This window comes from Rhizobium sp. WYCCWR10014, assembly GCF_001657485.1.
In the GTDB taxonomy this organism is placed as follows: domain Bacteria; phylum Pseudomonadota; class Alphaproteobacteria; order Rhizobiales; family Rhizobiaceae; genus Rhizobium.
Map to the genome: position 1 here is coordinate 12,378 of NZ_LXFU01000022.1, position 21,666 is coordinate 34,043.

A 21,666-nucleotide genomic window follows, 5' to 3' on the forward strand; every position below is an offset into this window, starting at 1 on the left:
CCACATCAATTTCGTTGATCGCGGCTCGCATATTCTTTATCTGGAATCATTCAAAACTCTGCGCCTTTTGCCGCAGTTGATGTTAAAGCAAAGGGCAAGGGTTGACGCGCGAACGTCCGGTCAGCAAGAACGGTCGCGTGATACTGGAGCATATGATGGATTTCGAAGCGTATTTTAAAAGCGAGCTGGACGGGCTTCACACCGAGGGCCGTTACCGCGTTTTTGCCGATCTCGAACGTCACCGCGGCAATTTTCCGCGCGCGACGCGCCATACGGCCGATGGCGCAAAAGAAGTTACCGTCTGGTGCTCCAACGACTATCTCGGCATGGGCCAGCATCCCAAGGTGATCGAGGCGATGAAGAACGCCATCGACCACTGTGGCGCGGGTGCGGGAGGCACCCGGAATATTTCTGGCACCAACCATCACCACGTCGTGCTCGAACGTGAGCTTGCCGATCTGCACGGCAAGGAAGCGGCACTGATCTTCACATCAGGCTATGTTTCCAACTGGGCGGCACTCGGCACGCTAGGTGCGAAGATTCCCGGGCTCATAATCTTCTCTGACGCTATGAACCATGCCTCGATGATCGAGGGCATCCGCCACGCCAAGTGCGAAAAGGTGATCTGGAAGCACAATGACGTGGCCGATCTCGAAGCCAAGCTCAAGGCCGCCGATCCGAAGGCGCCGAAGCTGATCGCCTTCGAGAGCGTCTATTCGATGGACGGCGATATCGCCCCGATCAAGGAGATCTGCGACCTCGCCGACAGATATGGCGCGATGACCTATCTCGACGAAGTGCATGCCGTCGGCATGTACGGCCCGCGCGGCGGCGGCATCGCCGAACGCGAGGGGCTGATGGACCGGTTGACCGTCATCGAGGGCACGCTCGGCAAGGCCTTCGGCGTCATGGGCGGCTATATCGCCGCTTCGGCAGCTCTTTGCGATTTCATCCGTTCGTTTGCCTCCGGCTTCATCTTCACGACCGCGCTCCCGCCGGCGCTTGCCGCCGGCGCCGTCGCCTCGATCCAGCACCTGAAGGTCAGCCAGTTCGAGCGCGCCCGCCATCAGGATCGTGTCCGCAAGCTGAGAGCGCTGCTCGACCAGCGCGGCATTCCGCATATGCCCAATCCGAGCCATATCGTGCCGGTGCTGGTCGGCGATGCGGCCAAGTGCAAGTGGATCTCCGATCTGCTGCTCGACAATTGCGGCGTCTACGTCCAGCCGATCAACTATCCGACTGTGCCGAAGAAGACCGAGCGCCTCCGCATCACGCCGACGCCGCTGCATTCCGACGCCGATATCGCCCATCTGGTCGAGGCGCTGCATTCGCTCTGGTCGCGTTGCGCGCTCGCAAGGCACGTCGCCTGATTTTTCGATGATCGCCCGGTTCGAACCGTAGTTCAGGGCCTCCACTGGAGGCTCTGACAGCGATCGGTCTTGCTTCTGCAAGACACTGCAGCAAAACTCCCCTGCCAGTCCAAGATCATCCGCTCTGCGCTTGGTCTCAACGCCGATGACACATCGCAATCGGCCCGACCGATGCGCATGGATCTTTCCCTGTGCTTGCCCGTCCCGCAAATGGCCTTGCCAATCCGAGCCTTGGCGTCGCGTGAGAAAACCTTTTCTCACTTGACATGGAGGTTGGTAAAAGCTTTTCTCAGGTCACTTCAGAAGGAGGACGTTCTGAACATATCGGGAGGAAAAAGAGGCAGGATCACCATCCACGAGGTGGCGGCGGCTGCCGCGGTGAGCATCTCGACGGCGTCGAAAGCTCTCAATGATACCGGCCGGATGGGGTCGGAAACGCGCGAACGGGTGAAACGGATCGCCGCCGAGATCGGATATCGGCCGAATGCGCTGGCGAGAGGTCTTCTCAGCAAGCGCAGTTTCACCATCGGGCTGCTGACGAACGATACTTACGGCCGTTTCACGCTGCCTGTCATGGCGGGTATCTCGGATGCTCTCGTCGATCACGGCGTTTCGGTCTTCCTGTGCGCCATCGAAGATGATCCGGCGCTCGCCCAGATTCATGTCGACGCGATGCTGGACAAACAGGTCGACGGCATCATCGCAACAGGCAAGCGCCTGGACAGACGTCTGCCTGTCGACCTGTCGAATCTGCATGTGCCCGTCGTCTATGCGTTCACGGAGGGAGCGCAAAACAGTGTTACTTTCCGATCGGACGACGAGCAGGGTGCGAAGCTGGCTGTGGAATGGCTGACGAAGATCGGGCGGCGGCGGATCGCGCATGTCACCGGACCGCAGGACTTCTTCTCGGTGCGGGAGCGTGCCGGCGCCTATCACGAGGTGGCAGGTCACCGCGAACCGGTGCTCTACGGCGTCTGGTCGGAAAGCTGGGGGCATGAGGCGGTCGAACAGCTTTGGAAGAGGCCGGGAGAAAAACCGGATGCGCTCTTTTGCGGCAATGATCAGATCGCCCGCGGTGCTGTGGATGCGTTGCGTGAGCGCGGCGTCAAGGTGCCGCAGGATGTCTCGGTCATCGGCTTCGACAATTGGGAGATTGTCGCGGCCCAAACGAGGCCGCCGCTGACGACGGTGGACATGGAACTGAAGGAGCTCGGGCGGCAAGCCGGATTGACGGTGCTTGCGCTGGCGGAAGGACGGCCTGTCGAGCCGGGAGTGAGGAAATTGCCGTGCCGGCTGATCGTCCGGCAGTCATGCGGGGGAAAAGCCCCCACGGAATGAGAACAAGAGAATGAGCAAAGGCGCGAGGAGATGCGCCATATTGGGAGGAGTGTCATGATCAAGCGTCTATTGGCGGCGACCAGCATCGCTACCTTATGTCTTTTGTCGGCCGCATCGGCTGCCGAAAATGTCGAAATGTGGGTTCGCACGGGGATCGGCGACGCCTTCAAGAAGGTCGTCGAAGCCTATAATTCCGGTCACGAGAACAAGGTCGTGATGACCGAAGTGCCGTTCTCCGAGCTCGTGCAGAAATATGCGACGGCGATCGCCGGCGGACAGGCGCCGGACGCGCTGTCGATGGATCTGATCTATAATCCGGCCTTTGCCGCGGCCGGCCAGCTCGAAGACCTGACGGACTGGGCAAAATCCCTGCCCTATTTCAACTCGCTTTCGCCATCGCATGTTCGCTTGGGTACCTACCAGGACCGGATCTACGGCCTGCCCCTGTCGGTCGAAACATCCGTCTTTGCCTGGAACAAGGATCTCTACAAGAAGGCCGGTCTCGACCCGGAAAAGGCACCGGCGAATTGGGACGAAATTACTGCTAATGCCGAGAAGATCCGGGCGCTGGGTGACGATACCTACGGCTTTTATTTTTCCGGCGGCGGCTGCGGCGGCTGCATGATCTTCACATTCACGCCGCTCGTCTGGGGTGCGGGCGCCGATATCCTGTCGGCCGACAGCAAGACCGCAACGCTCGATACGCCTCAGATGCGCAAGGCCGTCGATTTCTACCGCAACATGGTCAAGAAGGACCTCGTGCCGGCGGGAGCCGCCAGCGACAACGGCGCGAATTTCCTGACCTTCACCAATGGCAAGATCGGCCAGCAGAGCCTTGGCGCCTTTGCCATCGGCACGCTGGTGACCGAGCATCCCGATATCAACTTCGGCGTAACCCTCATTCCCGGCGTCGACGGGAAGCCTTCATCCTTTGCCGGCGGCGACAACTTCGTCATTACCAAGGGCACGAAGAAGATCGACGCGGTGAAGGAGTTCCTCGAATATGTGTATTCGATGGACGGCCAGAAGATCATGGCGAAGTATGGCAGCCTGCCGACGCGCGGCGATATCGCCGACAAGGTGCTTGAGGGCCTCGATCCGCGCATGCAGGTCGGCCTGAAGGCGATCGGTGTCGCCAAGACACCCTATACGCTGCAGTTCAACGACCTGATCAACAGCGCCAACGGGCCATGGGCAAGCTTCACCAACGCTGCGATCTTCGGCGACGACGTCGACGGCGCGTTTTCGAGTGCGCAATCGGAAATGCAATCGATCATCGATAGCGGCCAATAACTCTCTCCCGGCCGCGGCCGGGGAGCGGTGGCAGCTTCCCGGCCAATTCCACTCGACAGATGCGGAGCGTTTTGATGACCGGTTCCGGTTCAGAGATTCTATTGCCTCGGCGCAGGCGACGGCGCCGATCGAACTGGCGCGGCCTCGTCTACATCGCGCCGGCCATGGCGCTGGTCATCGTCTTCTTCATCATGCCGGTTCTCTTCACCGGATGGATGAGCCTGCATAACTGGCCGCTGATGGGGGCTTCGCGCTGGATCGGCTTCAACAACTATTTCCGCATGGCCAACGACACCCGTTTCATGACAGCGCTGAATTTCACGGCCTATTACACAGTGATCGTCACCATCGCGATCTTCGCGATCGCCTTTCCGCTGGCAATCTTCGTCGAAAAGGAACGGCAGTTCGTCGGCGCCTACCGCACGATCATCTTCCTGCCCGTCGTGGTCGGCCTTGCGACCGCCTCGCTGCTCTGGGTCTGGCTCGCCAATGTCGATAGCGGCTTCATCGGCCCGGCCTTGAAGGCGCTCGGCCTCGTCGAAAAGAGCCCCAATCTGCTTGCGACCTTCGACACCGCCTTTCTGACGATCGTGGTGATGGTCGTCTGGAAGATCGCCGGCTTCACGATGATCATTCTTTTGACCGGGTTGCAGGCCATTCCGTCCGAGCTGACGGAGGCCGCCCGCATCGACGGCGCCGGCCGCTGGCAGCGTTTCCGGCATCTGACGCTGCCGCTGATGCGCAAGACGATTGCCCTGGCGCTGATCGTCTCCGTCACCGGTTCGATCCTCGCCTTCGACCAGTTCTACATCATGACGTCAGGCGGACCGCAGAACAAGATGATCTCGGTGGTCTACTACATCTTCAATCAGTCCTTCGTGTCGTTCAATCTCGGTTATGGCGCAGCACTCTCGATCGTGCTTCTCGCCATCCTGGTGGCGATCAGCATCGTGCAGCTCTGGCTGCTTCGCGTCGGGGAGGAGCGTCCATGACCACCTCAAGGGAACGCCGCGCGCGCAAGGCCATCCGGACGAAGTCGGTCTATCATCTGACCGGCATTGCCATATCGATCTTCTTTCTCGCCCCCTTTGTGATCACGCTGCTGTCGTCCTTCCGGCATGGCACGGAGGCCAGCCTGCCGCCCCTGCCGCCATGGCCGACCTCCGGGGTCAGTATCGATTCCTATGCACTGCTCGACACGTTCGGCGCCGGCATCTGGCGGCACATGATCAATTCGCTGTTCGTTTCGGTCGCCACCGTGGTGCTGACCGTCGCCGTCAGCCTGCTCGCAGGCTACGGCTTCTCGCGGTATCGATTTCCGATGAAGAATGCGCTCTTCGTGCTGATCATCGCGACGCTGATGATCCCGTTCCAATCGATCCTGACGCCGCTCTTCATCATCCTCGCAAAGCTCGGCCTCAACAATTCGCTGCTTGGACTGACGCTCGTCTATGTGACGCTGCAGCTGCCCTTCTCGGTCTTCATGATGCGCAACGCCTTCGACGCCGTGCCGAAGGAGATCGAAGAGGCCGCGCGCATCGACGGCGCGCGCGACCTCAGGCTTCTGGTCCGGGTTCTTCTGCCGCTGGTGCTTCCCGGCGTCGCGACGGTCGCGATCTTTGCCTTCCTCAATGCCTGGAACGAGTTTCTCGCAGCACTCGTGCTGCTCTCCAGCAATGAGAAATACACCCTGCCGGTGCTGATGACGGCGGTTCGCGCCGGACGGCTCGGCGCCATCAACTGGGGAGCGGTCCAGGCCGGTGTCGTCGTCATGACGATCCCCTGCCTGATCGTCTTCCTGCTCCTGCAACGCTACTACATGCGCGGGCTGATGGCCGGCGCGGTGAAATGATCCTAGAGAAAGTGGAGCCCATGACCAAACCAAGCAATGACCGCCAGTTTCGTCCCGTCGCCGTTCCCGATGTGGAGCTCGGCGGCTTCTGGGGCAAATGGCAGGACGCCGTCTGCAATTCCACCGCCGAGACCCTGCTCGACCGCTGCGTCGAGGCCGGCATGCTCAAGGCGATCGACGTCGATCAGCCAAGTCCCGGGGTCGTCATTCCCATCCAGCCATGGGGCGGGACGACGCAGATGTTCTGGGATTCCGACCTCGGCAAGTCGATCGAAACGATCGCCTATTCGCTCTATCGCCGGCCAAACCCGAAGCTCGAAGCGCGGGCCGACGAGATCATCGACATGTATGAGAAGCTGCAGGACGGGGACGGCTATCTGAACGCCTGGTTCCAGCGCGTCGAACCGAACCGCCGCTGGACCAACCTGCGCGACCATCACGAGCTCTATTGCGCCGGCCATCTCATGGAAGCCGCCGTCGCCTATTATCAGGCGACCGGCAAACGCAAGCTGCTCGACATCATGTGCCGCTATGCCGATTACATGATCAAGATTTTCGGCCATGGCGAAGGCCAGATATCAGGCTATTGCGGCCATGAGGAAGTCGAGCTGGCGCTGGTCAAGCTCGCCCGCGTGACCGGAGAGAAGAAATATCTCGAGCTGTCGAAATACTTCATCGACGAACGCGGCACCGAACCGCATTTCTTCACGGCGGAAGCAAGCCGCGACGGCCGCGATGTCTCCCAGTACCACCAGAAGACCTATGAATACGCGCAGGCGCACCAGCCGGTGCGCGCGCAGACAAAGGTCGTCGGCCACGCGGTGCGCGCCATGTACCTCTATTCGGGCATGGCCGACATCGCCACCGAATACAAGGACGATAGCCTGACGGCAGCGCTGGAAACGCTCTGGGACGATCTGACGACCAAGCAGATGTACATCACCGGCGGCATCGGGCCGGCAGCCTCCAACGAGGGCTTTACCGATTACTTCGATCTGCCGAACGATACCGCCTATGCGGAGACCTGCGCCTCGGTCGGGCTGGTATTCTGGGCGAGCCGCATGCTCGGCCGCGGTCCGGATCGGCGCTACGCCGACATCATGGAGCAGGCGCTTTACAATGGCGCGCTGCCGGGGCTTTCGACCGACGGCAAGACATTCTTCTATGACAATCCGCTCGAAAGTGCCGGCAAGCACCACCGGTGGAAGTGGCACCATTGCCCTTGCTGCCCGCCCAACATCGCCCGGCTGGTGACCTCGATCGGCTCCTACATGTACGCCGTTTCGGATCACGAGATCGCCGTGCACCTCTATGGCGAGAGCACCGCGCGGCTGAAGCTTGCCAACGGCGCCGAGGTGGAACTCGAGCAGACCACCAACTATCCGTGGGACGGCGCGGTCGCCTTTACCACCAGGCTGGAGAAGCCGGCGCAATTCGCGCTGTCGCTACGCATTCCGGACTGGGCGGATGGTGCAACCCTCAGCGTTAATGGAGAGATGCTCGATCTCAACGCCAATATGCGTGACGGATATGCCAGGATCGATCGTGAGTGGGCCGCGGGCGATCGTGTCGCCCTCTACCTGCCGCTGGCGCTTCGGCCGCAATATGCCAACCCGAAGGTGCGCCAGGATGCCGGGCGCGTTGCATTGATGCGCGGCCCGCTGGTCTATTGCGTCGAAACGACTGACAACGGCGAAGACCTCAACGCCATCGTCCTGCCCCGTGAGCTCTCCACAGCCGAAACCATCGTGCTGAAGGATCTCAATGATGCCGTCGCCCTCGATCTCAAGGTCGAGCGCGAGGAAACATCGAACTGGGGAACAGCGCTCTACCGCAAGGCGCCGGCCGAAAGGCAGGTCGCCACCGCGCGTTTCGTGCCCTATCATCTCTGGGACAACCGTGCGCCCGGAGAGATGCTCGTCTGGGTCCAGTCGGACAGATAGGTCTTTTTGGGGATGACGAACGGTATGGGTAACAAGAGCGTCGTGCTCCAGGACGTGCGAAAAAGCTATGGCAATCTGCAGGTGGTCCACGGGATCGACCTGACGATCGCGGAGGGCGAATTCGTCGTCTTCGTCGGCCCTTCCGGCTGCGGAAAATCGACGCTTCTTCGCATGATCGCCGGCCTGGAAGACGTGACCGACGGAGAGGTCGAGATCAAGGGACGTGTTGTCACCGACCTCGATCCATCCGAGCGCGGCATCGCCATGGTCTTCCAGTCCTACGCGCTCTATCCGCATATGAGCGTGCGCGACAACCTTGCCTTCGGCTTGAAGATGGCGCGCACCAATGCTGCGGAGATAGAGACGCGCGTCAAGGCCGCTTCCGCGATCCTGAAGATCGACCATCTTCTCGACCGGCGGCCGGGACAGCTTTCTGGCGGCCAGCGGCAACGTGTGGCGATCGGCCGGGCGATCGTGCGCAAGCCCGACGTCTTTCTGTTCGACGAACCGCTGTCCAATCTCGATGCGGAACTGCGCGTTTCGATGCGCATCGAGATCGCCCGCCTCCACCGCGAACTCGGCAACACGATGATCTATGTCACGCACGACCAGACCGAGGCGATGACGCTCGCCGACAAGATTGTGGTGCTGCGCGACGGCCGCGTCGAACAGGCGGGAACGCCGCGGGAAATCTACGAGAATCCCTCGAATACCTTCGTGGCGGGCTTCATCGGCTCGCCCCGGATGAACCTGCTGAATGCCCGCTGGGGTGAGGGAGGCCTGGTCGAAGTCGCCGGCCGGCAGATCGAAAGCGGTCTGCCGCCCGCAAACCGGCCGGTTGGTGGCGTGGTGACGCTCGGTCTGCGGCCGGAGCATCTGAAGGTTGCATCCGATCTATCGGGCAGCCTGACGGCCAGGGTAGATTTCTCAGAATATCTCGGTGGAACGCAATATCTCTATTGCCAGCTTGCCGATGGCCAGTCGCTCACCGTCGAGCATCGCTCACCGATCAGTATCGCGGCGGGCGAGCAGGTGAGTCTGCTGTTTGAACCGTCGGATTGCCGGTTGTTCGACGAGGGTGGCAACCGGTTGCGCTAGACCAATAGCGGTGGTCAGGATCACAGGCGGGGCGACCACTCGGCGATCGGCCCGTCTGAACTTCACTCGGCGATCGCCAGTGTCATCAGCTCCGCCGCCCTTTGCCGGGCCTCCCTGTCGGCGGCGAAGACATCGTCCATGCCGGCAGCCGGCGGCAGGCCGGCCAGATCGTCCATGACCCTCTCGGTGACCTCGGCCATGGCGAGGAAGGACAGCCGCCCTTCGATGAAGGCTTCGAGCGCCACTTCCTTGGCGCCGTTCAGCACCGCACCCTGAACGCCGCCGCGCATCATCGCCAGGCGTGCGAGCCGCAGCGCCGGAAACCGCACTTCATCCGGCGCCTCGAAATCCAGCCTGGCGAGCTTGGCGAAATCCAGCCGCTCGACCGGCAGGTTCGGCCGGCGCGGAAAGGACAGGGCATAACCGATGGCGGTGCGCATATCGGGCGCGCCGAGCTGCGCCAGCACCGACCCATCCGTATAGCCGACCATGGAATGAATGATCGATTGCGGATGGAAGATGACTTCGATCTGTTCGGGTCTGAGGCCGAAAAGGTGCCGGGCTTCGATCATCTCCAGCGCCTTGTTGAACATCGAGGCGCTGTCGATCGAGATCTTCAATCCCATCGACCAGTTTGGATGGGCGCGTGCGGTTTCCACCGTCACATCCGCCATGTCACGCAGCGAGGCGGTGCGGAAGGGGCCGCCCGACGCCGTCAGGATGACGCGCTCGATGGCGTGACGCTGGTTCTCTTCCAGCACCTGGAAGATGGCGTTGTGCTCGCTATCGACCGGAAGCAGCCTGCCGCCGCCTTCGCGGATCGCTGCGATGAACAGATCGCCGGCCGATACCAGGCATTCCTTGTTGGCAAGAGCGATATCGGCGCCGCGGCGTGCGGCGGCAAGGGTCGGGGCCAGGCCCGCGGTGCCGACGATTGCCGCCATCACCCAGTCGACTTCGCGGTCGGCGGCTTCCATCAGGCCGGATTTTCCCGAGGCGACCTCGATGCCGCTGCCGGAAAGTGCGCTCTTCAGTGATTCGTAATGGCGGTCGTTTGCCGTCACCGCCAGCCGCGCGCCGGATAATTTCGCCTGCCGGGCCAGTAATTCGACATTGCCGCTGCCGGTCAGCACGGAGATTTCGAAGTTCTCCCGTCCGCCCAGATGATCGACGACATTGAGTGTATTCTGGCCGATCGAACCCGTCGAACCGAAGATGCTGAGGCGCCGCGGCGCGCTTTTGCCGGTCATCATGTAGAATTTCGCGAAAATTTCTCTCGTAGGCTCAGGCTCTACTAGGCTTTGGAGGGAGCGGCAAGTGTGCGGTGCAGCAGATTTCAACCCTTGAGGGGTTTACAGAGCAGCGGCCGGATGTGATCCTTATAACATTGCTGGTGGATTCGGTTCCGCTGCGGCCGGTCACACGGGCGTATGGCAAGTCGGGGCGCTGCGGCGTCCATCGAAGAACAGGCACTCGGTGCCGCCGGCCTTTCGGCCAACCATTAAATCGAGGATGAAACCGGGATGGGCGGCTTGGCCGTGATCCCTCATTGCGTTCGTTGCGAGCGCTTTCATATGTGCTGCCGCGTCGGTTTCGGCGCTGCAGCCCTCTGTCAGGCAAAACGTTCTACTTCATGTCGACATTCAAAATAGCATGCATTCTTTTCGCCATCCTACCCTCGCTCACCGCCGGAGCCAGGGCGGACGACCTGCTGATTTGGTCGCCGGCCAAGCTTTCGGACCAGTCCTACAAGGCGACGATGGGGTTTCGCCTGCCGGCGGAATGGGAAACGAGCGCCGGCGCCGACATCGCGCTTGCCTCGACCAAAGGCGGGGCGCTGCTGCCCGATTCCGAACAGGCAATGCTTTGGGGCAGGATCATCAGGACGAGCGTCACCCCGGCAAGCCGGTCACAACAAGGCGCGAGTGTCAGCGTCGATACGCTGCGCGGCAGCGGCGCGCTGACCCTCAGCCGCTCGCGCAGCTGGATACTGTCCGATTCGCTCGACATGCAATCGAGCCGATCCATTAGCGTGCAATATGACGCGGTCGAGGCCCGGCAGGCTTCGGTGACGGCATCGCAGGCGCTGAAGCTGATCCATCCCTGGACGGGAACCTCGCTTTCGGCGGGGACAGGCGTCAGCAATGCCAGCGGCGACTTCTCGAGCACGGTAGGGGTCAGCCAGGCCATTCTGCCGAACCTCAATCTCGATGCTTCGGTGAGCAATCCATTTTCCGGGGGTCAGGCGGGCAGCGTCAATCTTCGTTATCGCGTCAACTGGTAGCGGGGGACTGAACCAAACTCCGCCGATCAGCGTTTCCTACGAAGCTTTCACCGAGGAACGGATCATGGTTTTCAAGGAGCAGACATTTCACGGGCTCGAACCCGAGATGGAAATAGAGATCGCCAATCGCGCAACGGTCGAGGCAGCCGTTGCCAATGCTCTGGCGATTGCCGGCGGCATCGATGCGTCGGATGTCGAGGTGACGATGGAAAACGACCAGATCGTGCTGAGCGGCACCGTTGGCACGGTCGGGGAAATCGAACGGGCAACCGCGGTCGCCAAGGCGGTCGAGGGTGTGCATGCGGTCCAGAACCGCATCCTGCTTGGCGGATCCTCGCTCGACGGCTCGCACTAACCAACGGGGCTCCGAGCCCGGACCCTGCCGGGCGAGGACTATTTCCACATCGTCGCCGATAAGCCGATCAACCGGCGAAGCGTTCGACGAGGAAGGACGAGCCGGCGAGACGATCCGTTTTCTGCGCGGCGACCGACCCCTGCGGCTGGTAGGCGATGGCAATCAGCACGGCGCTGACGGCGACATAGGCGATGGCCAAAAGAATCATCTTGATACGCATGATGAATACTCCAGTTTCACAATAAACGCGGCTGATATGGCGAAGTTCCTCATCTGCGAGATTTGGGCAGATCAAATGAAAAGCCCGGCTGGGAAGATCAGCCGGGCTTTCCTGCATAAGGTTTGCCTTAACGGCAGATTCGGGTTTCCTTGACGACCGTATGGCCGTGACGGCGGATTTTTTCCGTCTTGGTGAAGCAATCCTGGGAGACGTGGCGCGGCCTCGTGTGATGGCGGTAATATGGCCGTTCCGCGTGGCGGTAATTGGGGCGCGCGTCATCCGTGGTGATCGTCACACTTGCCGCCTGGGACGGCATTGCGGAGAAGATAGACGCAGCAGCGAGCGTGCAGGCAAGGATAATCTGTTTCATGACAAGCCTCTCTTTCTGAGTTGGTCACGGCATCAACTCGCCGGAAGCGCCGTCGGTTCAATCACATAGAGTTACCGATTGTGTCGACGGCAGAAACCTTTGACGCGCCGGATCGTTAGCGCTGGGGTATAGCAGGAGGCATCGATCATGGGACCGATTGCAAGGATCATCACCATCGTCGCCGGGCTTGCCGGCGGCACGGTGTTTTCGCAGGCGCCGGAATTTGCGCAGCAATACCGCCAGCGGATCGGCGGAGCGATCGACGAATTGCGGGTCATCGTCGAGGATTTCAATACTCAGGCCGCCGAGCACCATCTCGATCGCCAGCAGGCGCTGAACACCTATGCGCAATCATCCGACGATTTCCTGCGCGACCGCGGCGTCTCGATGCAAAGCACGATTACGCGCTACGAAACGCTGCTGTCGCAGCAGTTCCACCTCGGCACCGCCGCACCCGTCGCCAAGCCCTTTGTCCTGCTGGGGAATGCCGATGACGTCGTTTTCGCCAATACCTGGCGCGACTTCGTGCCCGGCGTGCCTGTCAGCTTTGCGGGTCTCGTCTGGGGCGCGATTGGTTTTGTCGGAGGTTGGGTCGTGGCTGCACTGCTGGGATTGGGTGCGCGGCGGGTCACGAGGACGCGGCGAGTCCATCGTCAGGTGCGGTGAACCAATCGGTGGTGAACGTGACACTGGCCCTGGAACGTAATGATATCAGTCAAGCTTTGCGCTGAAATCACCCCCGCCAAACTTCGGCGGGGGTCGTCGATATTGATCGGAACCGGTTCGTCCGATTGCCTTCCCGATGATCGGGCCAGAGAGCCTTGTTACGTGGACGCTGCCGCTTCCTTGGCGATGCCACCTGAAAGCAGGCGCCAAATGCCGAATGCCACCACGCCCATCGCGAGGAAGATCACAAAGATCAGGAAATTGTAGTAGATCATCGCTGCCAGCGCGACGAGGGCGAGCCCGAGGGCAATGGCTGGCACCACGGGATAACCCCAGGCCCTGAAGGGTCGGGCGAGTTCAGGTTCGGCCTGACGCAGCTTAAACAGCGACGCCATCGAGACGATGTACATGATGATCGCGCCGAACACCGACATGGTGACAATATTGGCGGTCAGCGGCAAACCGCCGATCTGGATCAGGCTGTCGGAAAAGATGGCTGCGATGCCGACGGCGCCACCTGCAATGACTGCGAGATAAGGCGTGCGGAATTTCGGATGGATTTTTGCAAGGACCTCAGGGAGGTAGCCGGCGCGGCCCAGCGCAAAAATCTGCCTGGAATAGCCCATGATGATGCCGTGAAAGGAGGCAATCAGGCCGAACAGGCCGATCCAGACCAGCATATGCAGCCAACCGGAGGATTCGCCCACGACCGCCTTCATGGCCTGCGGTAGCGGATCGTTGATGTTGGACAGCGTGCGCCAGTCGCCGACGCCACCGGCGAAGATCATGGTGCCGAAGGCGAGGAAGACGAGTGTCAGAATACCTGCGATATAGGCAATCGGCACGGTACGGGTGGGGTTCTTGGTTTCCTCTGCGGCCATCGCCGCGCCTTCGATCGCCAGGAAGAACCAGATGGCAAATGGAATGGCGGCAAAGATGCCTCCAATGGCACCGACCGAGAATTCAGGGGCGCCAGCCCAACCATTGGCCGCGAAATTGGCAAAAGAGAAGCCCGGCGCGACGACACCCATAAAGATCAGCAGTTCGGCAATCGCCAGAATGGTGATGAAGAGTTCGAAGGTTGCCGCGATGGTAACGCCGACAATATTCAGCGCCATGAAAATGATATAGGCGCCGACAGCCGCCACTTTCGGATCGAGCCCCGGGAACTGCACATTGAGATAGGCGCCGATGGCCAGCGCGATGGCCGGAGGGGCGAAGACGAATTCAACCAATGTCGCAAAGCCCGCAACGAAGCCGCCGAGCGGGCCGAAAGCCCTGAGTGCATAGGCAAAAGGGCCGCCGGCATGCGGAATGGCCGTCGTCAATTCCGTGAAGGAAAAGATAAAGGTGGTGTACATGACGGCGATCAGGATCGTGGTGATCAAGAAGCCGAGTGTGCCGGCAGCCGCCCAGCCATAGCTCCAGCCGAAATATTCGCCCGAGATGACGAGGCCGACTGCAAGTCCCCATAAATGCAGCCCAGTCAGGCTCTTGGCGAGCGTCGGTTGAGAATTTGACATGATTGTTCCCCTTTTTTGTAGATTGAACTTTATGCTTCTTGGTGTGGCAGCGCTTCTATGGCGCCTTCGGCATTTTCCTTGAGATCGACACCGGTCAGTTGCAAGCGAAGCGCCTCCCGGACGATCCAAACGATCTTGTCCGCTGCAACCTCGTAGCTGAGCCCGTCCGCATGAATATTCGAAATACAATTGCGCTCGCTGTCCCGCCGTCCCGATTGCGGTCGGAAGGTGATGTAGGCGCCGAGACTGTCAGGCACGCTTAGTCCCGGCCTCTCGCCGATCAGCACGATGGCAACTTCCGCACCAAACGCCGCTGCTGCCTCATCACCAAATGCCACCCGCGCCTGCTCGCCCAATACCACCGGGGCGATGCTGAAGCCGCCGAGACGCTTCATGCAGGCCTTAAACAGCGGCACTGCGTGGTGCTCGACCGCCGAGGCCGAAAGTCCGTCTGCAATGATGAAGGCGATATCATAACGATCGCCTGGGTTCGGGAGATCGTCTGCGTTGGTCTGGCGGCCGAGATCCGGGCGCGCCAGATAGATCGTGCGGTCTTTGGCGCGAGACCGAATCCGCACCGTCGGCACGGGCGCAAGCTGTTTGGCAAGGGCGACAAAATCCACATGCCCATGCACCGCATCCCGCGCCCGGGCATGGGCAAGCTGGAAGTCGAGAATTGCCGATGTCGGCAAGGCGTCGCCGGCTCTTCCAAGCCCAATCCGGGCGCGGGTGGCGTTGCGGAACCGCGCAAACGGATCTCGTTCGAAGGGACTCATGCCGATGCCCTGTAGCTCAAGAGATTACGGGAGAAGGCGCCCGAGGCGCTGGCCGGCGCAAGACGACCCGTTTGATCAAGCATGCCCATGCGGTGGAGCCAGGCTTCAAACTCCGGGGCGGGCGGACGATTGAACTGGTGCCGGAGGCCGACAATATCGTGGTAGGAAAGGCTCTGATAATTGAGCATGACGTCGTCGGCGCCGGGCACCGCAATCAGAAAGCTGACGCCAGCAACAGTCAGCAACACCATCAGATTGTCCATATCGTCCTGGTCGGCTTCCGCATGGTTCGTGTAGCAAACATCGACCCCCATCGGCACACCAAGCAGTTTTCCGCAGAAATGATCTTCGAGCCCGGCGCGGATAATTTGCTTAGCGTCGAAAAGATATTCGGGGCCAATGAAGCCGACGACTGTATTGACGAGCAACGGATTGAGTTCACGAGCAACGGCATAGGCCCGCGTCTCGACCGTCTGCTCGTCGACACCATGATGGGCGTCGGCCGATAGCGCGCTGCCCTGGCCGGTCTCCAGATACATGACATTGTTTCCGACCGTGCCGCGTTTCATGGAAAGTGCTGCCTGCTGGCCTTCCCTGAGGATGGCGAGATCGACGCCGAAACCCTTGTTGGCGGCTTCCGAACCGGCGATTGACTGGAACACCAGATCGAGCGGCGCTCCAGCTTCGATCGCCTTGATTGACGTGGTGACATGGGTCAACACGCAGGATTGGGTCGGGATATCGAACCGTTCGCGCAGCCGGTCGAAAAGAACCATCAATCTTGTGCAGGCTTCAAGATTGTCGGTAGCCGGGTTGATGCCGATCACCGCATCGCCGATCCCATAAAGAAGTCCGTCGAGCGTCGAGCCGGCAACGCCTTCAGGATCATCGGTGGGATGATTGGGCTGAAGGCGGCTCGACAGTCTGCCGGGCAGACCGATCGTGGAGCGAAAGGCCGTGACCACCTTACATTTGCCGGCGACGGTGATCAGATCATGGTTGCGCATGATCTTGGAGACCGCCGCGACCATTTCGGGGGTGAGGCCTGGTGCAATGGCGAGCAGTTTTTCGGAGGTCGCGTCGTAGGAGAGAAGCCAATCGCGAAACTCACCGACCGTCATATGAGATACCGGCGCGAATGCCATCCAATCATGGCGGTCGATGATCAGTCGACTGACCTCGTCGACCTCGTATGGGATGACGAGATCCTCCAGGAAAGTTTTGAGAGGCATATCCGCGAGCAGGTAGCGGGCGGCCACGCGCCGCTCATTGCTTGACGCTGCGATCCCGGCCAGCACGTCACCTGATTTCAGCGGCGAAGCGCAAGCCAATACCGATTTCAGATCCTGAAAGACGTGGCGTTCGCGTCCTAGAACGATCGAATATGTTGTCATCTGCTCCTGGCCGTCGATCAGCCTATTCGATGCCCGAGAACTCGTCCGCCTTTGGTGGGCATTCGCCGGCTTCCGCCGAGCATGTTTTTGCTCGGCCCCATATCCAGCAACGCAAGATGCGTGCCATTTGATGGGCTAACGTACCAAGGCAGCCGTGCCAAAGGCTCCGCATGGCGGGCTATGACCGCTCACGCAGCTCGGCTCTCGCAGAGACTGTTTTCAATTTAGGGTGGTTGTATCCACTTTACGAAAACATGCTCCGATATGCGCAGATTTGCGCCCGGCTCAATACTGATTGCGAAAATAGTCGTTGATCGTCCTGACCCAGCGGTTCTGGCCGGGAGCTTGTTCGGTGGGGCAGTCTGCGCTGAGACGCGATCGTCAATTTTGAGCGAACTGACCGTGGATCGACGCCGATGTCGAAAATCTAGCCAGTTGAACGAGTCTAGTCGATCGCCCAATTCTCGTAAGGCGGGCGTTGGCCGCTGCCATTGTCTGCATTTGCCGATGCAGCCGGCGCCAAAAATGCGAGAAGAATATAACCGAATCTCATGAATGCCCCAATTGAGCGCATCATGTCGAATTTCTCCCAAAGTCGACTGGGGAGGTTCGGCCGATCATGCCCTTCGAGCGCGTAGGGGGACGATCTGCGGAGGGCGCTATAAGCCGGCCGCCTTTCGCAATGCATCGTTCATCCTCGATTGCCAGCCTTTGCCAGTAGCCTTGTAGAACTGGATGATATCGGCATCGAGGCGGATGTTCAGGGGTTGCTTCGGATTGTCCAGCTTGGGTCGACCCCGGGCTGCAATGGCCTTCTCCATCTTCTCGGCAACGTCAGGAAATGCTTCCTTGAAGGGCTTGGCTCTTGCCATCTCTTCCTTGGACAGAGGAGGATTGTCGGAAACGGCATCCCAATCCTCCTTGGAGTAGCCGCGGCCAGGCTGGAACTGGGTCATTTTCGGGGCTTTGATAATCATCAGATCATGCTCCTTTCGTCCTTGCGGGCGGGGCGCATCGAAATGATCGAAAGCGCCTCAGAGCCCAGATTTACGAAAATCACGACGATCGTTCCGTCAGCGAGGCGGCCTATGGCCTTGGACCGCCCGTCTTTGGCCGGAACGACAACGGAAGACAGGAAGAACTCGAAAGTCAGATCGACGAAATCGAGGCCGTGTTTCTCGATATTGGCAATCCGCTTCGGTTCGCCCCATACGATCTCCATAAATGTATCTACAATAATTCATTGCCATCGACAATGATTAAATGTGGATACGAAAAAGATTTTGTAGATTACAAACGGAGAACTACAATGGACCCTCGATTGCTCCGGCCTCGCGGCCTGCGGCGGTGACGCCTCGATGTGGGTCCGAAGTCCGAACCAAAAGTGTAAATCGCTGAAAGTAATGGTGATCCCGGCGCGATTCGAACGCGCGACCCCCAGATTAGGAATCTGGTGCTCTATCCTGCTGAGCTACGGGACCACTTGCACGCCATGCATACAAAAGGCTTGGCGGGAAGCCAAGCCTTAATTGTTGTCAGAGACCGAGGCGTTGTTCGGCGAGGCGGACCCAATAGGAGATGCCGTGGGCGATGGCTTCGTCGTTGAAGTCGTAGGCCGGGTTGTGGAGGCCGGCGCTATCGCCGTTGCCGATGAAGATGAAGGCGCCGGGGCGGGCGTTCAGCATGTAGGAGAAATCCTCGCCGCCCATCATCGGATCGATCTCGGCGTTGACGTTCGCCTCGCCGGCGATGGCGCTGGCAGTGGCGACCGCATGCTCGGTCTCATCGGGGTGGTTGACGGTAACGGGATAGTTGCGATGGAAGCTGATTTCGGCCTCCGCGCCGTGGGCAGCGACCAGTCCCTCGATGATCTGCCGGAACCGCGTCTCGGCCAGCGTGCGCACCTCTGGGTCGAGGGTACGAACCGTACCGGCGAAGGTCGCATCGTTCGGAATGACGTTATGGGCAAAACCGGCATTGAACTTGGTCACCGAGACGACGACCGAGCGCAGCGGATCGGCGCTGCGCGAGGCGATCATCTGCAGGTTGGCGACGATCTGGGCGCCGATGGCGATCGGGTCGATCGTCCGGTGCGGCTGGGCGGCGTGGCCGCCGCGGCCTTTGATGGTGACGGTGAATTCGTCGGTCGCCGCCATGATCGCGCCCTTGCGAGTGGCGAACTGGCCGACCGGCAGGCCCGGCAGATTGTGCATGCCGTAGACCTCTTCGATATCGAAGCGCTCCATCATGCCGTCCTTGACCATCAGATTGCCGCCGCCGCCGCCTTCTTCGGCGGGTTGGAAGATGACGGCGACATTGCCGTTGAAGTTGCGGGTCTCGGCTAGGTATTTCGCGGCGCCGAGCAGCATGGCGGTGTGGCCGTCATGGCCGCAGGCATGCATCTTGCCCGGTGTCTTCGAAGCCCAGGGTTTGCCAGTGATCTCGGTGAGCGGCAGGGCGTCCATGTCAGCGCGCAGGCCGACCGTGCGGCGGCCTTCGCCCTTGCCCTTGATCAGGCCGACGACGCCGGTGCGGCCGATACCGGTGACGATCTCGTCGACGCCGAATTCCTTGAGTTTTTCGGCGACGAAGGCGGCCGTATTTTCCACCGCGAAGAGGAGTTCGGGCCGGGCGTGGATGTGGCGGCGCCATTCGGCGACCTCGTCCTGCAACTCCGCGGCTCTGTTCAAAATCGGCATATCGGCGTTCCTGTTATGAAATCTCGACAATCTTTCATCGCATCACAAGGGTGTGAGGCTGTGGAAATTACTTAGTCAATGACCTTTGCCATGTCATAGCCATATAGGCTAAATAGGGGAAGATTTCGAGATTTTCCTGATATCTGAAGGACGAACCGTGTCGACGAGCCACTTCCGTTTGTTTGCTGCCTTGCGGCCGCTTTCTTTCGTATCAGCGGCGGCGGCCGTTTTTCTGGCCTCCGTTCCGCTGGCCCAGGCCAATCCGCACATTCTCGTCGATGTGCAGACCGGCCGCGTGCTCGAGCATGAAGAAGCCTTCCGCAAATGGTACCCGGCCTCGCTGACCAAGCTGATGACTGTCTATACCGTGTTCGACGCGATCCGCGCCGGTCAGATCAGGCTCGATACGCCCGTCGTCATCAGCAAACGTGCCGCCGCGCAGCCGGCTGCCAAGATGTATTTCAAGCCGGGCCAGAAATTGACGCTCGACAGCGCATTGAAGATCCTGCTGGTGAAGTCGGCCAACGACGTGGCGGTCGCGGTCGCCGAAGCCATCGGCGGCACGCAGGAAGGCTTCGTGACGCGGATGAACGGCGAGGCGCTGAAGCTCGGCATGACGGATTCGCACTTCGTCAATCCGAACGGCCTGCCCGGCAAGGGCCAGTATACGACGGCGCGCGACCTTGCGGTGCTGACGGTGGCGCTGCGCCGCGATTTTCCGCAATATGCCAGTTATTTCTCGCTGGAAGGTTTCACCAACGGTCAGCAGAACGTGCCGAACCTCAACATGCTGATCGGCCGTTTCGCCGGCGCTGATGGTATGAAGACCGGCTTCATCTGTGCCTCGGGCTTCAACCAGATCGGTTCGGCGACGCGCAATGGCCGCACGCTGGTCTCCGTCGTGCTCGGCACCGACAGCCTTGCAGCCCGCGCCGATGCGACGGCGAATCTTTTGCAGAAGGGCTTCACCACCCAGCCTGCCAGCAACGACACGCTGGGTTCACTGAGACCCTACGGGTCGGGACAGGACCAGGTGACCGACATCAGTGCCGATATCTGCAGCGCCAAGGGCGCCAAGGTGCGCAGCGAAACGCGCGACGAAGTCGGCCGCATGAAGGTGCAGTCACCCTATATCCAGCCAATGGACCACGATCCGCAATTCGTCTTTGCCGGCCTCATTCCGGGCCAGGATCCGCAGCCGGCTGCGCCGCCGGAAAAAATGGCGCGCGGCGATGCCGCGGGAACGCTCGCCAACGTGCCGGTGCCGATGCCGCGCCCGACATCCTTTTAAGCTTTTAAGGTAAGATGACATGAGCGCGCTCAACGACAGGATTCCGGTCACCATCCTGACCGGCTTTCTCGGCGCCGGCAAATCGACGCTGCTTAACCGCATCCTCAAAGACCCGGTGATGAAGGATGCGGCCGTCATCATCAACGAATTCGGCGATGTCGGCATCGACCACCTCCTGGTCGAAAGTTCCGGCGATTCGATCATCGAGCTGTCCGACGGGTGCCTTTGCTGCACGGTGCGCGGCGAGTTGGTGGATACGCTGGCGAACCTGATGGACGCCGTGCAGACGGGCCGCGTCAAACCGGTCAAGCGCGTTGTCATCGAGACAACGGGCCTTGCCGATCCTTCGCCGGTCATGCAGGCGATCATGGGCAATCCCGTCATTGCCACGAATTTCGAACTCGATGGCGTCGTTACCGTCGTGGACGCGGTGAATGGGCTGCAGACGCTCGACAATCACGAGGAAGCGCGCAAGCAGGCGGCGGTCGCCGACCGGCTGATCGTCTCGAAAAAGGCGATGGTCGAGGCAACGGACGGGCTGGAAAGGCGCCTGCGGGCGCTCAATCCGCGTGCCGTGATGATGGATGCCGACAGCACTGATGCGGGCAGTGCCGCGGTGCTGGTCAACGGGCTCTACGATCCGGCGACGAAGATCGCCGATGTCGGCCGCTGGCTGCAGGACGAGGATGCACACGAGGCGCATCACCACCATCATGATCACGATCATGATCATGATGGCGATCACCATGGTCACCACCACCATCATCATGCTCATGCGGATCAGGATCCGCATGACGTCAATCGTCACGATGCCTCGATCCGCTCTTTCTCGATCATCGAAGAGAAGCCGATCGATCCGATGGCGCTCGAGATGTTCATCGATCTCCTGCGTTCGGCCCATGGCGAGAAGCTGTTGAGGATGAAGGCGATCGTTTCCGTTTCCGACCGGCCGGATCGGCCGCTGGTGCTGCATGGGGTGCAGAGCATCTTCCATCCGCCGGTGCGGCTTCCCGCCTGGCCGGGGGAAGACCGGCGCACGCGCATGGTGCTGATCACCCGGGATCTGCCGGAAGCCTTCGTGAAGGATCTCTTCGACGCCTTCCTCGGCAAGCCTCGCATCGATATGCCCGATCGTGCGGCGCTGTCGGACAATCCGCTCGCCATCCCCGGCATGCGGATCTAAACCGTTGATGT

Annotated in this window: 21 protein-coding genes and 1 tRNA gene; 12 read left to right on the plus strand and 10 right to left on the minus strand. The window is 60.6% G+C overall.

Annotated features, from left to right (window positions below; translation table 11 throughout):
- Positions 1-155: 155 nt before the first annotated feature.
- From hemA to ugpC, 7 genes are all read left to right on the plus strand, one after another.
- On the plus strand, positions 156-1,370 hold the full coding sequence (gene hemA / locus A6U98_RS01935) for a 5-aminolevulinate synthase (protein WP_064647695.1): 1,215 nt from the start codon (positions 156-158) through the stop codon (positions 1,368-1,370).
- Between the two features lie 360 nt (positions 1,371-1,730).
- Complete coding sequence (locus A6U98_RS01940) at positions 1,731-2,708, plus strand: LacI family DNA-binding transcriptional regulator (RefSeq protein WP_064647595.1); 978 nt, start codon at positions 1,731-1,733, stop codon at positions 2,706-2,708.
- A gap of 54 nt (positions 2,709-2,762) precedes the next feature.
- Positions 2,763-4,001: a sugar ABC transporter substrate-binding protein gene (locus tag A6U98_RS01945; RefSeq protein ID WP_064647597.1), complete on the plus strand. Its 1,239-nt coding sequence runs from the start codon at positions 2,763-2,765 to the stop codon at positions 3,999-4,001.
- A 74-nt stretch (positions 4,002-4,075) separates the two neighbouring features.
- Entirely contained in the window at positions 4,076-4,993 is a 918-nt protein-coding gene (locus tag A6U98_RS01950) for a sugar ABC transporter permease (protein WP_027666834.1), read from the plus strand.
- Positions 4,990-5,853 carry a carbohydrate ABC transporter permease gene (locus A6U98_RS01955; RefSeq protein ID WP_064647598.1) on the plus strand — a complete coding sequence of 288 codons (864 nt, stop codon included), beginning with the start codon at positions 4,990-4,992 and terminating at the stop codon, positions 5,851-5,853. Before A6U98_RS01950 ends, A6U98_RS01955 begins: the two co-directional genes overlap by 4 nt.
- 20 nt (positions 5,854-5,873) lie before the next feature.
- On the plus strand, positions 5,874-7,796 hold the full coding sequence (locus A6U98_RS01960; RefSeq protein WP_064647600.1) for a glycoside hydrolase family 127 protein: 1,923 nt from the start codon (positions 5,874-5,876) through the stop codon (positions 7,794-7,796).
- A gap of 24 nt (positions 7,797-7,820) precedes the next feature.
- Positions 7,821-8,894, plus strand: a complete 1,074-nt coding sequence (ugpC, locus tag A6U98_RS01965) for a sn-glycerol-3-phosphate ABC transporter ATP-binding protein UgpC (protein WP_197496328.1) — start codon at positions 7,821-7,823, stop codon at positions 8,892-8,894.
- Between the two features lie 62 nt (positions 8,895-8,956).
- Here the strand turns inward: ugpC and dxr are convergent, their stop codons facing one another.
- The gene (gene dxr, locus A6U98_RS01970; protein ID WP_064647604.1) at positions 8,957-10,147 is read right to left on the minus strand and encodes a 1-deoxy-D-xylulose-5-phosphate reductoisomerase; all 1,191 of its coding nucleotides are present in this window, start codon (positions 10,145-10,147) and stop codon (positions 8,957-8,959) included.
- A 380-nt stretch (positions 10,148-10,527) separates the two neighbouring features.
- Between dxr and A6U98_RS01975 the strand changes: the two genes are divergently transcribed.
- Both A6U98_RS01975 and A6U98_RS01980 read left to right on the plus strand, forming a co-directional pair.
- Complete coding sequence (locus tag A6U98_RS01975) at positions 10,528-11,178, plus strand: hypothetical protein (RefSeq protein ID WP_064647606.1); 651 nt, start codon at positions 10,528-10,530, stop codon at positions 11,176-11,178.
- 64 nt (positions 11,179-11,242) lie between these two features.
- Entirely contained in the window at positions 11,243-11,533 is a 291-nt protein-coding gene (locus A6U98_RS01980) for a BON domain-containing protein (protein ID WP_064647608.1), read from the plus strand.
- 67 nt (positions 11,534-11,600) lie between these two features.
- Here A6U98_RS01980 and A6U98_RS37035 read toward each other — a convergent pair whose 3' ends face one another.
- Both A6U98_RS37035 and A6U98_RS01990 read right to left on the minus strand, forming a co-directional pair.
- The gene (locus tag A6U98_RS37035; RefSeq protein ID WP_197496329.1) at positions 11,601-11,753 is read right to left on the minus strand and encodes a hypothetical protein; all 153 of its coding nucleotides are present in this window, start codon (positions 11,751-11,753) and stop codon (positions 11,601-11,603) included.
- A gap of 127 nt (positions 11,754-11,880) precedes the next feature.
- Positions 11,881-12,123 carry a hypothetical protein gene (locus tag A6U98_RS01990; RefSeq protein WP_064647612.1) on the minus strand — a complete coding sequence of 81 codons (243 nt, stop codon included), beginning with the start codon at positions 12,121-12,123 and terminating at the stop codon, positions 11,881-11,883.
- 147 nt (positions 12,124-12,270) lie between these two features.
- Here A6U98_RS01990 and A6U98_RS01995 point away from each other — a divergent pair, with 147 nt between their 5' ends.
- Positions 12,271-12,789 carry a DUF2937 family protein gene (locus tag A6U98_RS01995; protein ID WP_064647614.1) on the plus strand — a complete coding sequence of 173 codons (519 nt, stop codon included), beginning with the start codon at positions 12,271-12,273 and terminating at the stop codon, positions 12,787-12,789.
- Between the two features lie 158 nt (positions 12,790-12,947).
- Here the strand turns inward: A6U98_RS01995 and eat are convergent, their stop codons facing one another.
- The 7 genes from eat to A6U98_RS02030 form a co-directional block, all read right to left on the minus strand.
- Positions 12,948-14,312, minus strand: a complete 1,365-nt coding sequence (eat, locus tag A6U98_RS02000; protein WP_064647616.1) for an ethanolamine permease — start codon at positions 14,310-14,312, stop codon at positions 12,948-12,950.
- A gap of 29 nt (positions 14,313-14,341) precedes the next feature.
- Complete coding sequence (gene eutC, locus A6U98_RS02005; RefSeq protein ID WP_064647618.1) at positions 14,342-15,088, minus strand: ethanolamine ammonia-lyase subunit EutC; 747 nt, start codon at positions 15,086-15,088, stop codon at positions 14,342-14,344.
- Positions 15,085-16,482, minus strand: coding sequence for an ethanolamine ammonia-lyase subunit EutB (locus A6U98_RS02010; RefSeq protein ID WP_064647620.1), 1,398 nt, complete (start codon positions 16,480-16,482; stop codon positions 15,085-15,087). Before A6U98_RS02010 ends, eutC begins: the two co-directional genes overlap by 4 nt.
- A gap of 659 nt (positions 16,483-17,141) precedes the next feature.
- Entirely contained in the window at positions 17,142-17,459 is a 318-nt protein-coding gene (locus tag A6U98_RS02015; protein WP_064647622.1) for a BrnA antitoxin family protein, read from the minus strand.
- Positions 17,459-17,704: a BrnT family toxin gene (locus A6U98_RS02020; protein WP_064647624.1), complete on the minus strand. Its 246-nt coding sequence runs from the start codon at positions 17,702-17,704 to the stop codon at positions 17,459-17,461. The genes A6U98_RS02015 and A6U98_RS02020 overlap by 1 nt, the downstream gene beginning before the upstream one ends.
- A 182-nt stretch (positions 17,705-17,886) precedes the next feature.
- A tRNA-Arg gene (locus A6U98_RS02025) sits at positions 17,887-17,963 on the minus strand.
- A 54-nt stretch (positions 17,964-18,017) separates the two neighbouring features.
- Positions 18,018-19,181, minus strand: a complete 1,164-nt coding sequence (locus A6U98_RS02030) for a M20 aminoacylase family protein (RefSeq protein WP_064647626.1) — start codon at positions 19,179-19,181, stop codon at positions 18,018-18,020.
- A 157-nt stretch (positions 19,182-19,338) separates the two neighbouring features.
- Here A6U98_RS02030 and A6U98_RS02035 point away from each other — a divergent pair, with 157 nt between their 5' ends.
- Entirely contained in the window at positions 19,339-20,472 is a 1,134-nt protein-coding gene (locus A6U98_RS02035) for a D-alanyl-D-alanine carboxypeptidase family protein (RefSeq protein WP_064647628.1), read from the plus strand.
- 19 nt (positions 20,473-20,491) lie between these two features.
- On the plus strand, positions 20,492-21,655 hold the full coding sequence (locus A6U98_RS02040) for a GTP-binding protein (protein ID WP_064647629.1): 1,164 nt from the start codon (positions 20,492-20,494) through the stop codon (positions 21,653-21,655).
- Positions 21,656-21,666: the final 11 nt, after the last annotated feature.

Bases quoted from the DNA above. Each gene is read 5' to 3' on its own strand.
- hemA (WP_064647695.1), top strand. From the start codon at position 156: ATGGATTTCGAAGCGTATTTTAAAAGCGAGCTGGACGGGCTTCACACC.
- A6U98_RS01945 (WP_064647597.1), top strand. From the start codon at position 2,763: ATGATCAAGCGTCTATTGGCGGCGACCAGCATCGCTACCTTATGTCTT.
- A6U98_RS01950 (WP_027666834.1), top strand. From the start codon at position 4,076: ATGACCGGTTCCGGTTCAGAGATTCTATTGCCTCGGCGCAGGCGACGG.
- A6U98_RS01955 (WP_064647598.1), top strand. From the start codon at position 4,990: ATGACCACCTCAAGGGAACGCCGCGCGCGCAAGGCCATCCGGACGAAG.
- A6U98_RS01960 (WP_064647600.1), top strand. From the start codon at position 5,874: ATGACCAAACCAAGCAATGACCGCCAGTTTCGTCCCGTCGCCGTTCCC.
- ugpC (WP_197496328.1), top strand. From the start codon at position 7,821: ATGGGTAACAAGAGCGTCGTGCTCCAGGACGTGCGAAAAAGCTATGGC.
- dxr (WP_064647604.1), bottom strand. From the start codon at position 10,147: ATGATGACCGGCAAAAGCGCGCCGCGGCGCCTCAGCATCTTCGGTTCG.
- A6U98_RS01975 (WP_064647606.1), top strand. From the start codon at position 10,528: ATGTCGACATTCAAAATAGCATGCATTCTTTTCGCCATCCTACCCTCG.
- A6U98_RS01980 (WP_064647608.1), top strand. From the start codon at position 11,243: ATGGTTTTCAAGGAGCAGACATTTCACGGGCTCGAACCCGAGATGGAA.
- A6U98_RS37035 (WP_197496329.1), bottom strand. From the start codon at position 11,753: ATGCGTATCAAGATGATTCTTTTGGCCATCGCCTATGTCGCCGTCAGC.
- A6U98_RS01990 (WP_064647612.1), bottom strand. From the start codon at position 12,123: ATGAAACAGATTATCCTTGCCTGCACGCTCGCTGCTGCGTCTATCTTC.
- A6U98_RS01995 (WP_064647614.1), top strand. From the start codon at position 12,271: ATGGGACCGATTGCAAGGATCATCACCATCGTCGCCGGGCTTGCCGGC.
- eat (WP_064647616.1), bottom strand. From the start codon at position 14,312: ATGTCAAATTCTCAACCGACGCTCGCCAAGAGCCTGACTGGGCTGCAT.
- eutC (WP_064647618.1), bottom strand. From the start codon at position 15,088: ATGAGTCCCTTCGAACGAGATCCGTTTGCGCGGTTCCGCAACGCCACC.
- A6U98_RS02010 (WP_064647620.1), bottom strand. From the start codon at position 16,482: ATGACAACATATTCGATCGTTCTAGGACGCGAACGCCACGTCTTTCAG.
- A6U98_RS02015 (WP_064647622.1), bottom strand. From the start codon at position 17,459: ATGATTATCAAAGCCCCGAAAATGACCCAGTTCCAGCCTGGCCGCGGC.
- A6U98_RS02020 (WP_064647624.1), bottom strand. From the start codon at position 17,704: ATGGAGATCGTATGGGGCGAACCGAAGCGGATTGCCAATATCGAGAAA.
- A6U98_RS02030 (WP_064647626.1), bottom strand. From the start codon at position 19,181: ATGCCGATTTTGAACAGAGCCGCGGAGTTGCAGGACGAGGTCGCCGAA.
- A6U98_RS02040 (WP_064647629.1), top strand. From the start codon at position 20,492: ATGAGCGCGCTCAACGACAGGATTCCGGTCACCATCCTGACCGGCTTT.